Consider the following 14,597-nt stretch of genomic DNA (forward strand, 5'->3'; position numbering starts at 1 on the left):
GCGCACGGCCATGCACGCCCAAAACGCAGCGAACGGCCGCAACCGGCGAAAAACCCACTGCAGCGATCAAGACGCCCACGCACACCACTCCCGCAAGAGGATCGACGGAAGGCATGGCGGCGGCTGTGCCCGGCAGCCCTCCCCGGGCTGCCTAAGAAGAAGCTGGCAATCCTGCAGCGCGGCCCGGCGGGCATGCGCGGCAGGTTGTCAGCCACTCTACGGCGCGCAATCTAACAGGTGGCACACCGCCGGACCAGCTGTCCGGCGGTGTGCGTGACGCATCAGCCGTGCGGGGTCAGCACGATGGCGCCAAGCGGCGGCAACAGCAACGGCAGCGACTGCGCATGGCCATGCATGGACTGCTGCTCTGCCGTCACGATGCCGCCATTGCCCAGGTTCGCACCGCCGTAGATGCCGGCGTCGCTGTTGAACACCTCACGCCATTGGCCGCCTTGCGGCACGCCGATGCGGTAGCCGTGCTGCACCACCGGGGTGAAGTTGATGACCACCAGGACCGGCGCATCGCCGCGTTTGCCCTTGCGCAGGAACGCCAGCACGCTGTTGGCGGCATCGTCGCCCACCACCCAGGCGAACCCGGCCGGGTCGTCGTCATGCGCGTGCAGTGCGGGATATTCCGCGTACAACCGGTTGAGATCGCGCACCAGGGTCTGCACCCCGCGGTGGCGCGGGTCGTCGAGCAGGTGCCACGGAATGCTGGCGTCGTGGTTCCACTCGGTGGGCTGGCCGAACTCGCAGCCCATGAACAGCAACTTGCGCCCCGGGTGCGTGAACATATAGCCCAGATACGCGCGCAGGTTGGCAAAGCGCTGCCACTCGTCGCCCGGCATACGGCCCAGCAGCGAGCCCTTGCCGTGCACCACTTCATCGTGCGAGATCGGCAGCACGAAGCGCTCCGAATACGCATAGACCATGCTGAAGGTCAGCTCGCCATGGTGGTAGCGGCGATAGATCGGGTCCAGCCCGGCGTAATGCAAAGTGTCGTGCATCCAGCCCATGTTCCACTTGTAGTGGAAACCCAGTCCACCGTGCGCCACATCGGCAGTGACACCGGGGAATGCGGTGGATTCTTCGGCAATCATCACTGCGCCCGGGGTGTGCTCGCGCACCACTTCGTTGAGCCGGCGCAGGAAGGCGATGGTTTCGTAGTTCTCGCGCCCGCCATGGATGTTAGGCACCCACTCGCCGGCATTGCGGCTGTAATCGCGGTACAGCATCGAAGCCACCGCATCCACGCGCAGCCCGTCCACGTGGTAACGCTGCAAGAACTCCAGCGCGCTGGCGATCAAAAATCCGGACACCTCGCGGCGGCCGTGGTTGTAGATCAGCGTATTCCAGTCGCGGTGGAAGCCTTCGCGCGGGTCGGCGTGTTCGTACAGCGCAGTGCCGTCGAAATGCGCCAGGCCATGCGCGTCGGTGGGAAAGTGCGCCGGCACCCAGTCCACCAGCACGCCGATGCCTTCGCGGTGGCAGCGGTCGACGAAGCGGGCAAAGCCGTCCGGCGAGCCGAAACGCGCGGTGGGTGCGAACAGGCCCAGCGGTTGATAGCCCCACGAGCCGCCAAACGGATGCTCGCTCACCGGCAGCAGCTCGACATGGGTGAAGCCCATATCGGCCACGTACGGAATCAGCCGGTCGGCCAGGCCATCCCAGTCCAGGTCCACGCCTTCTTCGCGCAGCCAGGAACCGGCGTGGATCTCGTAGATGCTCATCGGTGCGTCGTGCGCCTGGCGGCGCGCACGCGTGGCCATCCAGCCGTCGTCACTCCACTGGAACGGCGCCGGGTCAGCCACGATCGAGGCGGTGCCGGGCGCCAGTTCCGCGCGCCGTGCCACCGGGTCGGCCTTGGCCGGCAATTCGTGCCCATGCGGGCCACGCAGCTGGTACTTGTAGTGCGCACCGGGGCCAACGTCGGGCACGAACAGCTCCCATACGCCGGACTGATGCCGCAGCCGCATCGGGTGACGGCGCGCATCCCAGCTATTGAAGTCGCCCACCACCGCCACGCGCGAGGCATTGGGCGCCCACACCGCAAAACGCGTACCGCGTACGCCATCCACCTCGACCACATTGGCGCCCAGCGCGTCGGCTAGCTGCAGATGGTGGCCTTCGCTGATCAGGTGCAGGTCGAAGTCGCTGAGCTGCGGGCCGAATGCATAAGGATCGGCCGTTTCCTGCTCGCCGCCGGGCCAGCCGATGCGCAGCCGGTAACCGCCCTGGGCCGGCAGGTCGCCGGCAAACAGGCCCGGTTCCGGGCCGGCCTCCAGGGCGATCGTCTGGCCGTCGTCGAGCACGGCGCTCACCTGGTTGGCGCCCGGCAAATAAGTGCGCAACACGCGCCCGGTCTCGGTCGGATGCGCGCCCAAGATGGCGAAAGCATCGCCGTGGCGTGATTCGGCCAGCGCGCGTACCACGCCGGGGTCCCATCGATTGGTCACTGCTGTCATTACTCCATTCATCATGTGTCTCCTGCACCGGCACGTGCACGTTGCAGGATGCGTCGCAAGCCTTCGATCGGCACCATCAGCCAACCCGGGCGGTTGGCCGCCTCGTAACGCACCTCGTAGCAGGCCTTCTCCACCAGGAACAGCAAGGTGGCCGCGTTGAACGCCGCCGGCGCAATCCACGGGTGGGCGCTGGCGTCGAGCACGGCATGGTAAGCGTCCAGGAAGGCTTGTGTGGAGCGGCGGCGGAACTGCACCAGGAATTCGTCCAGATGCGTGTCCACCCCGACGCCTGCGCGCGCGGCCGTGCCCTCTTCGCCACGTGCCGAGACTTCGCTGGCGTAATCGAGCGAGCGCAGGAAGCCGGCCACATCGCGCAGCGGGCTGGCCTTGGCGCGGCGTTCGGCCAGCGGCTTGGCTGGCTCGCCTTCGAAATCGATCAACACCACATCGTCGAAGGCCACCAGGATCTGGCCCAGGTGGAAGTCGCCATGCACACGGGTCAGCAACGAATCGGCCAGCACGCTGGGCGCCTTGGCCAACAGGCTGTCCAGTTGCGGGCGCTGCGCCAGCACCGCTTCCAGCGCCTCGCGCTCGGTGGCGTCGTCGGTGCCTGCCAGGCGCGCATTGACCGTGTCCCACATCTCTTCGACCTGCCGCGCCACGCCGGCCACCACATCGTTGGCGGCGGGCAGGTCGATGCGCTGCGGGGCAAAGTCGGCATCGTCGCTGGCACGCGACAAGGCTTCATGCAGCTCGGCCAGGCGCTTGCCGACCACCGCGGCAAAGGCGTCGTACCCGGCAATGGCTTCGGCGCGTGCTTCGTCGGTCTGCGCGGTGGCGTACTCGTCGAAGCTGCGCGCCAGGTGATCCAGCGTCCAGCGCCAGGCATCGCCCTGGTTGCGGATGAAGCCCTGCAACAAGGCGATGGTGGTGACGGTGCCCTGTGCGTCGATCCGGCTGACGCTGCCCAGCAACGGCGCGGCGTTGGCGTAGTCCATCTCGGTCAGGCGGCGGCCGATCTCGATCTCCGGATTGGCCCCGTCGGCCACATGCCGCAGCAGCTTGAACACCGCCTTGTCGGCGACCACCAGCGAGCTGTTGCTCTGTTCGGCCGACAACCAGCGGATGTCCGGGTCGGCGGGGATCTCCAGCCTGGCCAGTGCCGGCGTCGCTTCGAAGCGTACCTGGCCCTGCTGCGCGGCATCGTCGCCATCGCGTACGTCCAGCACCGCATTGCTGCGCAGCGCATCGATCACGCCGCGCACCATCGGCTTGAGTGCGAACGCATCGGTGAGATAGCCCACCTCGCGGCCCTGGCGCACGCGCGCCAATGCCAGCTGCTCGGCGAGCGTGCTGGGGTGGTCGCGCTCCCACACGATGCCAATCGGCAGCATGTAGCGCTCGTGGCGGCCATCTTCCAGCTCTGCGTCGAGCTCCAGCAGGCTCATCGGCTCATCACCCGGCAGCGGCGTGCGGCGCGAGATGCGCACATTCTTCAATGCCTGATCCTTGGCCGAGAACCAGCGCCGCGCCGACAACCAGGCCGGCAGGATCTCGCCTTCCAGCGTGGCCAGGTGCGGCAGCAAGGCGTTGCTCTCATCGGTGTCGCTGCGCAGCACCAGCGTGCGGTAATCCGGCAACGGCACCGGGCTGGGCACATGCCAATCCGGCAACGTGCCTTCGCTCACCAGCTGGAATGCGTAGAAACCGAACGGCGGCACCGTGAGCAGATAGGTCAGCCGGCCGATCGGCGGGAAGCTGCCGCCGCCGATGATGTCCACCGGCACGCGGCCCTCGAATTCGGACAGGTCCAGCTCCACCGCCTGCAGCGTGTGCGAGAGATTGGCCACGCACAGCACGGTCTCGTCCTGATAGCAGCGCAGGTAGGCCAGCATGCGGCGGTTGCCCGGGTACAGGAAGCGCAGGCTGCCACGACCGAAGGCCTGGTAGCGCTTGCGCACGCTGAGCACGCGGCGGGTCCAGGTGAGCAGCGAATGCTGGTCGCGGATCTGCGCCTCCACATTCACCGCCTGGAAGCCGTACAGCGGGTCCATCACCGGCGGCAGCACCAGCTGCGCGGGGTCGGCGCGCGAGAAACCACCGTTGCGGTCGATCGACCACTGCATCGGCGTGCGCACGCCATCGCGGTCGCCCAGATGGATGTTGTCGCCCATGCCGATCTCGTCGCCGTAATACAGCACCGGCGTGCCGGGCATGGTCAGCAGCAACGAGGTCATCAGCTCGATGCGGCGGCGGTCGCGTTCCAGCAGCGGCGCCAGGCGGCGGCGGATGCCCAGATTGATGCGCGCGCGGCGGTCGGCGGCATAGGTCTGCCACAGATAATCGCGTTCCGAATCGGTGACCATTTCCAGCGTCAACTCGTCATGGTTACGCAGGAAGATCGCCCACTGGCAGCTCTCCGGAATCTCCGGGGTCTGGCGCATGATGTCGGTAATCGGGAAGCGGTCTTCGCGCGCGATCGCCATGTACATGCGCGGCATCAGCGGGAAGTGGAACGCCATATGGCATTCGTCGGCGTTCTGGCCGAAATACTGCTGGGTGTCTTCCGGCCACATGTTGGCCTCGGCCAGCAGCATGCGGTCCGGGTATTCGGCATCCAGCGTGGCGCGGATCTTGCGCAGGATCGCGTGGGTTTCCGGCAGGTTTTCGTTGGAGGTGCCGGAGCGCTCGATCAGGTACGGCACTGCATCCAGCCGCAGGCCATCCACCCCGCGGTCCAGCCAGAAGCGCATCACCTCCAGCACCGCTTCCAGCACTGCGGGGTTATCGAAGTTCAGGTCCGGCTGGTGCGAGTAGAAGCGGTGCCAGAAGTACTGCCCGGCCACCGGGTCCCAGGTCCAGTTGGACTTTTCGGTGTCGCAGAAAATGATGCGCGTGCCTTCGTATTCCTGGTCGGTGTCCGACCACACATAGAAGTCGCGCTCCGGCGAGCCGGCCGGCGCATTGCGTGCACGCTGGAACCACGGGTGCTGGTCGGAGGTGTGGTTGATCACCAGCTCGGTGACGATGCGGATGCCGCGTGCATGCGCCTGCGCCACCAGCTGCTCGAAATCTTCGATGCTGCCGTAGTCCGGGTGCACCGCCATGTATTCGGCAATGTCGTAGCCGTCATCGCGGCGCGGGCTGGGGTAGAACGGCAGCAGCCAGATGGTGTCCACGCCGAGTTCGGCAATGTAGTCCAGCTTGGAAATCAGCCCCGGAAAATCGCCGATGCCATCGTCGTTGGAGTCGAAGAACGACTTGACGTGCACCTGGTAGATGATGGCGTCCTTGTACCAAAGCTGATCGGCAACCACCGACGACTGCTCGGCATCGGCTTGTAACGCTGCAACTGCATTCATGCGACCTCTCCTGCGCGGATGCGCCATAACGCGAACGGTCGCGTTGCCTCTAGACGGATGTGTTGGTATTTGCCGTGCCACTCAAACCGATGCCCGTCCCACAGATCTTCTACGGCCACGGTGGCGTGATCGGGCAGGCCCAGCTCCCACAGTGGGATTTCGATATCCGCATCCTGCCCGACATGCGGGTCCAGGTTGACCGCCACCAGCACCATGCTGCGGCTGCGCGACAGGTAGCCGGCATCCAGGAACTTGCCGTAGTACAGCACCTGATCGTTGTGCGCCTGATAGAAGCGTGTGCCCAGATGCGACTGCAGCTCCGGATGCATGCGGCGCAGCTGATTGAAGCGAGTGATCTCATCGACGATGTCGCCGGGCGCACGCTCGGGCCAGGCGCGCAGCTGGAACTTCTCCGAGTCCAGATACTCTTCCTTGCCCGGTGCCAGCGGCGTGGCTTCGCACAATTCAAAGCCCTGGTACATGCCCCACAGCCCGGACAAGGTGGTCGCCAGCGCGGCGCGGATCAGATGCCCGTTGCGCCCGCTGTTTTGCAGGAACGTGGGGTTGATGTCCGGCGTGTTGACGAAGAAATGCGGGCGGAAGCATTCGCGCGGCACGCCTTCGTTCAACTCTTCCACGTACTCCTGCAGCTCGTGCTTGTGGTTGCGCCAGGTAAAGTAGGTGTAGGACTGCGAAAAGCCGCACTTGGCCAGGCGGTACATCATCTTCGGCCGGGTGAAGGCTTCCGATAAAAACACCACGTCCGGCCGGCGCCCGCGGATATCGGCAATCAACCATTCCCAGAACGGGAACGGCTTGGTGTGCGGGTTGTCCACGCGGAACAGGGTGACGCCTTCGTTGACCCAGAACAGCACCGCATCGCGCAGCGTGTTCCACAGGTCCGGCACCGCGCCGCTGGCGTAGAAATCGACGTTGACGATGTCCTGGTACTTCTTCGGCGGGTTCTCCGCATACGGGATCGACCCATCCGCGCGCCAGGTGAACCAGTCCTTGTGCTTCTTCAACCACGGGTGGTCGGGTGCGCACTGGATCGCGAAATCCAGCGCCACCTCCAGCCCATGTGCACGCGCGGCCTGGATCAGGCGACGGAAGCCCTCCAGCCCACCGAGTTCGGCATGCACCTCGGTGTGCCCGCCATCGCTGGCACCGATCGCATACGGGCTGCCCGGTTCGCCCTCGACCGCGGTGACCGAGTTGTTGCGGCCCTTGCGGTTATTCAAGCCGATCGGGTGGATCGGCGGCATGTACAGCACATCGAAGTTCATCGCGCGGATGTGCGCAAGCCGCTTGATCACATCGTCGAAGGTGCCGTGCCGCTGCGGGTCGCCGCTTTGCGAGCGTGGGAACAATTCGTACCAGCTGGCAAAGTGCGCCGCGCGGCGCTCCGATTCCACCCGGTAGGTCACCGGCGTCTCGGAGCGGAACGGCTTGTCGTCGGCCGCCGCCATGGCCTGCGCGGTGTCCGGCTCCAGCACAATGGCCAACTGCTGCAAGGGCTCGCTCTGCGCGCCGATACGGGTAAGCACCGCCTGCAGGCGCTCGGCCAGCGTGCCGTTGCTACGCGCATGCGCGGCCTGCACCACGGCGACGGCTTCCTGCACGTCCACCGGCAGCACCGTATTGGCCGCGCGCTTCTTTTCCAGGTCCGCATGCAAAGTGGCGAACACGTCGCGCCAACCTTCCACGCGGAACTCATAGGTGCCGATGCGCTCCAGCGGGAATTCCGCGCGCCAGCGGTCGTTGCCCAGTGCACGCATCGGTGCGCTGGCCCAGGTCTTGGCATCGGCCGGGCGCCACAGCACCGCCACCGCGATGCGGTCGTGCCCGTCGCAGAACGCATCGGCTTCCACACAGATGCGGTCGCCCACCGTGCGCTTGACCGGGAAACGGCCGTTGTCCACCGACGGCGTCACCGACTCGATGCACACGCGTGGCCAAGCGGCGGCGGTCTGCGCACGCGGGCGCATGCGGGGCACCGCCAGCACATGGCGCGCCGGCACGCTGCGGTACACGCGCACCTCGCCCGGTTCCAGCGCGTCGAGCGTTGCGCCGGACAAGGTGCGGCCGTCTTCGGCCACCAGCGCTTCGGCGTCGCCGAGCAGGCGCAACAGATCCGATGCCGGCACCGGCACCACGTGCCGCGTATCGCCATTGATCAATAACAAGGAGGGCAAGCCACCCAGTGGCTCCACTGCCACCGCAGTCAAGCCGGTAGCTTCGCGCAACAGCGGCCGCAACCGCATGCCCGCATTGCTGGTGGGCAAACCATCGGTGGCACGGATCGACAGCGGCAACGCGTCCAGATGCGCATCGTCCAGCAACCAGGCGCCACCCAGGGCCAGCGCCAGCTGCCAGTGCTGCTCGGGCGCGGCAGCACGCTTGCCATCGGGTGCATCCAGCACGGCAATCACCTGCGACGCCAATGCACGCAGCGCGGTGTCTTCATCGAAGAACCAACTGCCGCGACCATCCCACCATGCCAGCGACGAGAACGCCGCATCGAACCCGGCACCGGACAGCTGCTGCAGCGCCTCCAGCCCCAACCCGGGCGTCCACGCCGCAAACACCACTTCCGGAGCCTGCGCATGCACGCGGGCGATCAGCTCGCGCCAACGCTGTGCCGGCACCTGCTGCGGCTGCAACAGCCGAAACCCGGCTACACCCTGCCCGGCCCACTCCAGCAAGCGTGTGCTCCACCACTCCACCAGCGCAGCGCCCTCTTGTGCATAGCTGAAGCGCGCCTCAGCCACTTCCGGCGTGGCGCGCGGCTGACGCGGGTCCGGCACCGCCGTACTGCGTGCGCGGAACCACTGCGGGTTATCGCGCACCACCGCGCTGGCCCCGCCCACTTCATCCAGCCGCAGATCGATCAGCAGCTTCACCCCGGCACGATGCGCGGCCTGCGCCGCATCACGCAACGGGCCGTGCTGCGCATCGGCAGCACCAGCCGGCTCGACCAGCCGGCCATCCGCATCACGCTCGAACGGCGCAGCCATCACCACGTAGTCGCACCCGGCCTCACGCGCCGCCGCGCAGCGCTGCTCCAGCCCGGTGACGCTCGGGGTCGTTTCATTGAGTACACAGATCCGCATGACCGCCCCTCAGCAAGCAACGGCGCGCGAACGCACCGTCAGGGTGGACGTCACGCGGCACCCGCCGCTCCATGTCGCTGCAAGCGCTCGCTGCCAACGCGCCGGCCCTCCACCCGCTCGGACCGATGCGAGCGGCAGCGACGCATGCTGCGCCGCCGCCTGCTGCACTGATGCCCGCCCGCTCAACGCCTGGTCGACCCTGCCTACCGTGACTGCACTCATGCGCAACTCCGCAACGATTCTTGACCGATGCAGTCAAGCACCCCCCCTGCGAATTTCATGTGTCGGCCGAATTGACGAAAATCAAACAAGCCCGGCTGTGCCCAGGCAAGCAGGACTAAGCTTGGTGCTCAATCCATGGGCGCGAGACCAGCAATGAAGCTCATCGCTGCACAAATTCGTTCCACACCGGGTGAGATCGACAGGAACATTGGCAGACACCTTGATGTCATTCGCTTCGCTGCGAGCAAAGGTGCCGACGTGCTGCTGTTCCCCGAGCTTTCCCTTACCGGTTATGAGCCGGGGCTGGCAGAGGCGCTGGCGGTGGACCCGGCTGACAGGCGTTTTGACGCGTTTCAGGTGTCCAGTGACCGGTACGGCATGCTCATCGCCGTGGGCGCGCCCACCAGGGGAGCGAACGGTACCGAAATCAGCATGGTCTGTTTCCAGCCGGGGCTGAAACGCTGTACCTATTCGAAGCAGCATCTCCACCTCGACGAGTTGCCTTTTTTCACCCCAGGCGCCGAGCAGCTTGTGCTCACGCAGGCAGATCATGTTCTGGCACCCGCCATTTGCTATGAATCACTGCAGGCCAGCCATGCCGAACACGCAGCCGCATTAGGCGCTCACGTGTATCTGGCAAGCGTGGCGAAGTCCGAGAGAGGCGTCGCATCGGCCTATGGGCATTACCCGATGATTGCGAAGAAACATTCCATGACCGTGGTGATGGCCAACTGTGTGGGCGCCGCCGACACCTTCATCGGTGCGGGCCAGTCTGCTATCTGGAGCAGTGACGGAGAACGCGTGTGCAGCGCCGACGCGTCTGAAGAGGCATTGGTGGCGTACGACCCAGCAACCGGAGAAGCGGGCGTCTTCCAATTGGCTTGAGTAACGCCAGGGCCAATGACAGGCAGCCCCCCTGTGCGGCGACACTTCAGCCATCTCAACTGCCCGCTGCGTCGGCAGGCGCGTGAGGACATCCGCCCGTTGCTTCGGATTGGACGCACGACTTAGTGAGTAGGCGAAGCTGGCGACGTGCCGCTGAAACGTAAATAGGTCGCTCGTGTCGAAACGAGCGATGCATACGATCCACGCCCATTGGCGCCGCTTTCACTTATCGCGATCCTGCGATGCCGAACGGGATTTGTGCAGAGTCCTGCATCACATACCACTCACCGCCAGATTGACAACATGTTGTCAACTTGAATGACGGCAATGGCATGCAGACAGATAACGCACACGTACGCGCGCTGGCGCTAGCCGTGTTCGCAGCCAACGGCCGCTTGGTGAGCGCGGGCAACGAACTGGTTGCCCACCTTGGGCTCACCAGTGCGTGGTGGCAGGTGCTGGCCGCGCTGCGGTACGCACCCGCTCCGCTTCCCGCCGCCTCGATCGCACGCAACATGGGCCTCTCCCGGCAGGCGGTGCAGCGGATTGTCGATGTGCTTGCCGAGCAGGGGCTGGTCGAGTTCCAGCCGAATCCACATCACCTGCGCGCCAAGCTCGTAGCGCTCACCCGGGCAGGCAGTAAAGCCGTGGCCGGTGCCGAGAACGCGGTTGCGCCCGTCGACCAGGCGATTGCCGACCGGATCGGCCTCGAGCGCATCTGCGATGCCATCCGCACGCTTGAGGAGATGAGCACTGTCATCTCCGAGTGGCTGGGCGATGCGCCCAGCGCTTCCAGTTCCACCGCCAAACCGCAGGAGTAACGCAGTCATGATTCTGGTGTCAGGTGCCACGGGTGGTATCGGCGGCGAGCTGTGCAGGCTCTTAAAAGAAGCAGGCACATCGTTCCGCGCAATGTGCCGCAAGCAACAGCAGGTGGATGAGCTGCAACGCAAGGGCATCGACGCCGTGCTGGGCGACTTCGACACACCCGACACGCTGCAAAACGCGATGCAGGGGTGCAGCACGCTGTTTCTCATCACCCCGCCCACACCCGGGCAGGTGGCGCAGGAGACGGCCGCGATTGACGCGGCCAAGCGCGCTGGCGTTGGCCGGATCGTGAAAGTCTCGGCATCGGATTGCAACGTGCGCTCACCGGTACCGTGGGCGAAATCGCATGCGCTGATCGACCACCACCTGCGTGCGTCAGGCATCGCGTGGACCATCCTCAAGCCCACCGCGTACATGCAGAACTTTCTGTGGTTCAAGGATCCGATTGCCAAGGGCGTGTTCCCGATGGCGGCCGGCCGCGGCAGCGTGTCCTGGATCGACACACGCGACATCGCGCGCGTGGCCGCGACGGTGCTGACCGAAGAAGGCCACGCAGGCGCAACCTATTTCCTTACCGGGCCGGAGACACTCGATATGCAGGCGGCAACCGCGCGCCTGTCGCAGGGCATTGGCCGCAAGGTGCGTTATCTCAACCTGCCCACACCTGTGTTCCACGTGCTGATGCGTGCCACGGGCAACTCGCCCTGGATGGCCAAGGGCCTCACGGTGCAGTTCGCGGACGTGGTGGCAGGCCATCACGATATCGACCCCACCTTCGAGATCGAGCGGCTCACCGGAGTGCCACCACATACATTCGATGACTTTATTCGCGACCACCGGCAGGCGTTTGTGGGTTAGTCGTTGGGAGACCGCAGGAAACGAGCCAGGTGACTAACGCGCTTCGAAAAGCTGGATGTCATGTTCCTCGGATACTTGAGCTTCATCCCTGTCGTTGATGGATTTCGGATGTGTTAGAAGGCCCTAGCAACCGGTGTGTCGTGCGACAAAAGCATCGCAATCACGCTCACCTTGATTGCGCTATCTGATCAATTTCACACCGTTCGATGCGGCTGCACTAATGCTTGATCACGTTGCTGCTCTTGCTGTTGCTGTGGTTGTCGCTGCCGCTGCGCCTCGCTCAATGTCTGCAGCTGGGCCAATGATTGCACCACTGGCTGCGAAATGGCATCCATGGTCTTCATATACGCCATCTTGTGTGCGGGATCATTCACTGCCCCCTCCACTACAAAAACGTTCTCGCCTTGGCGGACAGAGGCGGTCTGCTCACTCAATGCAATGTGATCTATTCTTGATAGCCCATTCTCCTTTGCGAGATAGGCACTACTCGCAGCGAGGCGAGCGCTATTCTCGTCGTAGTCGCGACCAAGCCCTTTCTCGAGATCGCGGACTGCAGTTTCAGCTTGAGCTAAGAGAGGGTCCGTCTTACTTAGGTCGCTTGCTGGCATCTGATGTCGTTCAACTGACTCAGCTAGACCCGGCAGACTATGACCTTCCGGATCGCGCTGCTCCGAAATAAAGCGCTGCTCGAAAGTCTGCTTCGGCATTGGATGCTGCAACTCACTATTCAACTTACTATCGGGGAGCGGAGCCTTGATGCTCTTGATGTCTTCGACGTTAGAAAGTGGCTTCAACTGCCCTTCGAAATCCTTATCCGTCATGACAAATACGTTCCGTCGATGCAAGCCGGCCTCGTTTAATGCACTCCAGGTAAAATCAATGCAACTATTTTGTTTCCACTCATACTGCATGTTAAAACCGTGGCCGCCAGCATCTCTGCCGAAGGCCTGCAATTTCTCATACTGCCCCTTGCTGATCTCCAGCGTCCTAGAATAGTAAGGGTCTTTGTAGTCTGCAGCATCGGTTGTTGATACGCCTCCAGGCCCACTTGACTGGCCATGCGCTATCGGAGCGAACCCGTAGCTATTGTTATTTTGCCCATCGGAGATGGAGTAGTAGACGTGTCCCGCTGCGGATGTGCCGCCGCCTGCTAATGGCGTGCCGGGCGCGGCTACATAGACAGTGACCGTGTAGTGCGTTTCTGATGAATTCATTCCGTTGCTCCTCTCACTTCTTCTTTGCGCGATAAGCAACCAAGAGCTTCGCCTTGGCGTCAATCAACAACTGACGCTCATTGCCCAGCGAGAGGCCAAGGACATAGTGGCCTGATGGCAACGCATCTGCGCTTGCAAAAGATAGTTCAGTGTAAGCAACCCCTTGAGCGATCAAGCCTGCTTCCAACAAGGACTCTCGGTCTGCATCGGCCGCTTCCAGGCCGGGGACGGTACCGTCCGCAGGGATAGTGAGCCACTCCACCTTATTACGACTCACCCACCGGCTGCGCTTAAGTTCAACCTCTACGGTACGGCCTTGCTCGATTTGATAGAGCTGAACCGTTGCAGGAATCTTTGCTTTTCTAAGCGCATCGGCAGCCTCAGCCACGGAGGTTGGATCGCGCCCCTCGAGACGAACCCCAATGAAGACGGAGCGAGGTGACTCACCAGTTGTTGCCGGCACGTCAAAATCAAGTCGGATTTCGCCATCGTGGAAGGCTTCCAACGAGCGAGCCAACGGTACAGCCGTTCGGCTATCACTATTCCGGTCCGGCTGTGGCGTACTGGTCTGTTGTGGCTGCCGATGACAGCCTACCGCTGTATACATTGCTACTAATAACAGCAATACGCGTACAACTTTATGCGATCGTGACATGCCTTGTGCCTGAAGAGATTGTTTCGATCACAGCATAGGCTATTTCAACGCGTGCGCTATGGAGCAGTGACGCCAGCAAGAACATGTCAATCGCTCCGTCTCATCACATTGTGTGAAGTTGCACATTCAGTTCAACAGTGGCGCCGCCTCCAGAATGCAAGCCGTGTCGCGTCATCGCTATTCAAAGTCACCATAGGACATGATTGAGTGCGGTCTCAGGGATTTCGCTTAGAAGCGTCACACGCTTGCTCCACCCGCTGCTCAAGCATCTCGCGCACGGCATTGGCAGCATCGAAGATGGCTTGCCCGAGCGTGGGCAGCGCCTGCGCCTCCAGGCACTCCGGTTTGCTCATGGCGATCACGTCGCCATGAGCGATGAGGCTGCGTAGCAGGCGGTCGGGCTGGTCGCGTTGGTCCAGCGTGAGATGCAAGACGACGGCGTGGTGCTCCATCTGTGTTCTCCTCTGCGCGGTGAGCGGGGAACGCGCACGGTGCGGCGCTTGGCGCGTTGCGCTCGGCGCGGGGAGTGCGGGTGCGTGCTGCGCGTACGCGGCGCACCTGGTTAGTCCGTAGGTGCGACGCTGACGACCAGTTCGCCGTTGCGCATGCTTATGTTGAGTTTGCTGCCGATGGTGAAGCCGAGTTGTTCCAGCCAGCGGCCGCGTAGGCGTAGCGTGGGGATGCGTTGGTGGCTGGCGGAGTAGTAGCCGTAGCCGACGGTGCAGTGTTGGGGGGCACGCGGGTGGCCTGGGCGTGGGGGGCGGCGCTCGGTGCGGGGCTCTGGGATTGGCGTGCGCTCAAGGTACGGCGGCGGCTTCAGTGTGGGGTCGAGGGTACGCCAGACGACCTCGGTGGGCGGCGGCACCTTGGTGCGCTTGCGTGCTGATGTGGGACTGGACGTGGGTCGACGCATGGCAACGCCCTCCTTGACGAACAGGCCCCGCCGCCGGGTGGCGACGCAAAGCGCTGATAAGCATGAAAAACAATGCGACCCT

General features: G+C 64.0%; 10 protein-coding genes. 3 read left to right on the plus strand and 7 right to left on the minus strand.

Annotation, left to right across the window (positions count from 1 at the left end; translation table 11 throughout):
- Nucleotides 1-281: 281 nt before the first annotated feature.
- Genes glgB through XnspCFBP7698_RS16025 form a run of 3 tightly spaced genes read right to left on the minus strand, consistent with a single transcriptional unit; the run spans nt 282 to nt 8,940 of the window.
- The gene (gene glgB, locus XnspCFBP7698_RS16015) at nt 282-2,465 is read right to left on the minus strand and encodes a 1,4-alpha-glucan branching protein GlgB (RefSeq protein ID WP_104580270.1); all 2,184 of its coding nucleotides are present in this window, start codon (nt 2,463-2,465) and stop codon (nt 282-284) included.
- Nucleotides 2,466-2,476: 11 nt separating this feature from the next.
- The gene (gene treS / locus XnspCFBP7698_RS16020; RefSeq protein WP_104580271.1) at nt 2,477-5,827 is read right to left on the minus strand and encodes a maltose alpha-D-glucosyltransferase; all 3,351 of its coding nucleotides are present in this window, start codon (nt 5,825-5,827) and stop codon (nt 2,477-2,479) included.
- Nucleotides 5,824-8,940, minus strand: coding sequence for a maltotransferase domain-containing protein (locus XnspCFBP7698_RS16025; RefSeq protein WP_104580272.1), 3,117 nt, complete (start codon nt 8,938-8,940; stop codon nt 5,824-5,826). The genes treS and XnspCFBP7698_RS16025 overlap by 4 nt, the downstream gene beginning before the upstream one ends.
- A gap of 375 nt (nt 8,941-9,315) precedes the next feature.
- Here XnspCFBP7698_RS16025 and XnspCFBP7698_RS16030 point away from each other — a divergent pair, with 375 nt between their 5' ends.
- The 3 genes from XnspCFBP7698_RS16030 to XnspCFBP7698_RS16040 all read left to right on the plus strand — a co-directional run bounded on the left by XnspCFBP7698_RS16030 (nt 9,316) and on the right by XnspCFBP7698_RS16040 (nt 11,733).
- Entirely contained in the window at nt 9,316-10,047 is a 732-nt protein-coding gene (locus XnspCFBP7698_RS16030; RefSeq protein ID WP_104580273.1) for a carbon-nitrogen hydrolase family protein, read from the plus strand.
- Nucleotides 10,048-10,379: 332 nt separating this feature from the next.
- Nucleotides 10,380-10,868 carry a helix-turn-helix domain-containing protein gene (locus tag XnspCFBP7698_RS16035; protein WP_104580386.1) on the plus strand — a complete coding sequence of 163 codons (489 nt, stop codon included), beginning with the start codon at nt 10,380-10,382 and terminating at the stop codon, nt 10,866-10,868.
- A gap of 7 nt (nt 10,869-10,875) precedes the next feature.
- Complete coding sequence (locus XnspCFBP7698_RS16040) at nt 10,876-11,733, plus strand: SDR family oxidoreductase (protein ID WP_104580274.1); 858 nt, start codon at nt 10,876-10,878, stop codon at nt 11,731-11,733.
- 194 nt (nt 11,734-11,927) lie between these two features.
- On the opposite strand, the gene XnspCFBP7698_RS16045 is transcribed toward XnspCFBP7698_RS16040, so the two are convergent.
- From XnspCFBP7698_RS16045 to XnspCFBP7698_RS16060, 4 genes are all read right to left on the minus strand, one after another.
- Entirely contained in the window at nt 11,928-12,947 is a 1,020-nt protein-coding gene (locus XnspCFBP7698_RS16045) for an XVIPCD domain-containing protein (protein ID WP_104580275.1), read from the minus strand.
- 13 nt (nt 12,948-12,960) lie between these two features.
- A complete protein-coding gene (locus XnspCFBP7698_RS21390) occupies nt 12,961-13,452 on the minus strand; it encodes a hypothetical protein (protein ID WP_104580276.1) in 492 nt (163 codons plus the stop codon).
- A 365-nt stretch (nt 13,453-13,817) separates the two neighbouring features.
- On the minus strand, nt 13,818-14,054 hold the full coding sequence (locus tag XnspCFBP7698_RS16055) for a hypothetical protein (protein WP_104580277.1): 237 nt from the start codon (nt 14,052-14,054) through the stop codon (nt 13,818-13,820).
- Nucleotides 14,055-14,164: 110 nt separating this feature from the next.
- Nucleotides 14,165-14,515: a SymE family type I addiction module toxin gene (locus tag XnspCFBP7698_RS16060; protein ID WP_104580278.1), complete on the minus strand. Its 351-nt coding sequence runs from the start codon at nt 14,513-14,515 to the stop codon at nt 14,165-14,167.
- Nucleotides 14,516-14,597 lie beyond the last annotated feature (82 nt).

This window comes from Xanthomonas sp. CFBP 7698 (assembly GCF_003600855.1).
Classification (GTDB): Bacteria; Pseudomonadota; Gammaproteobacteria; order Xanthomonadales; family Xanthomonadaceae; genus Xanthomonas; species Xanthomonas cannabis.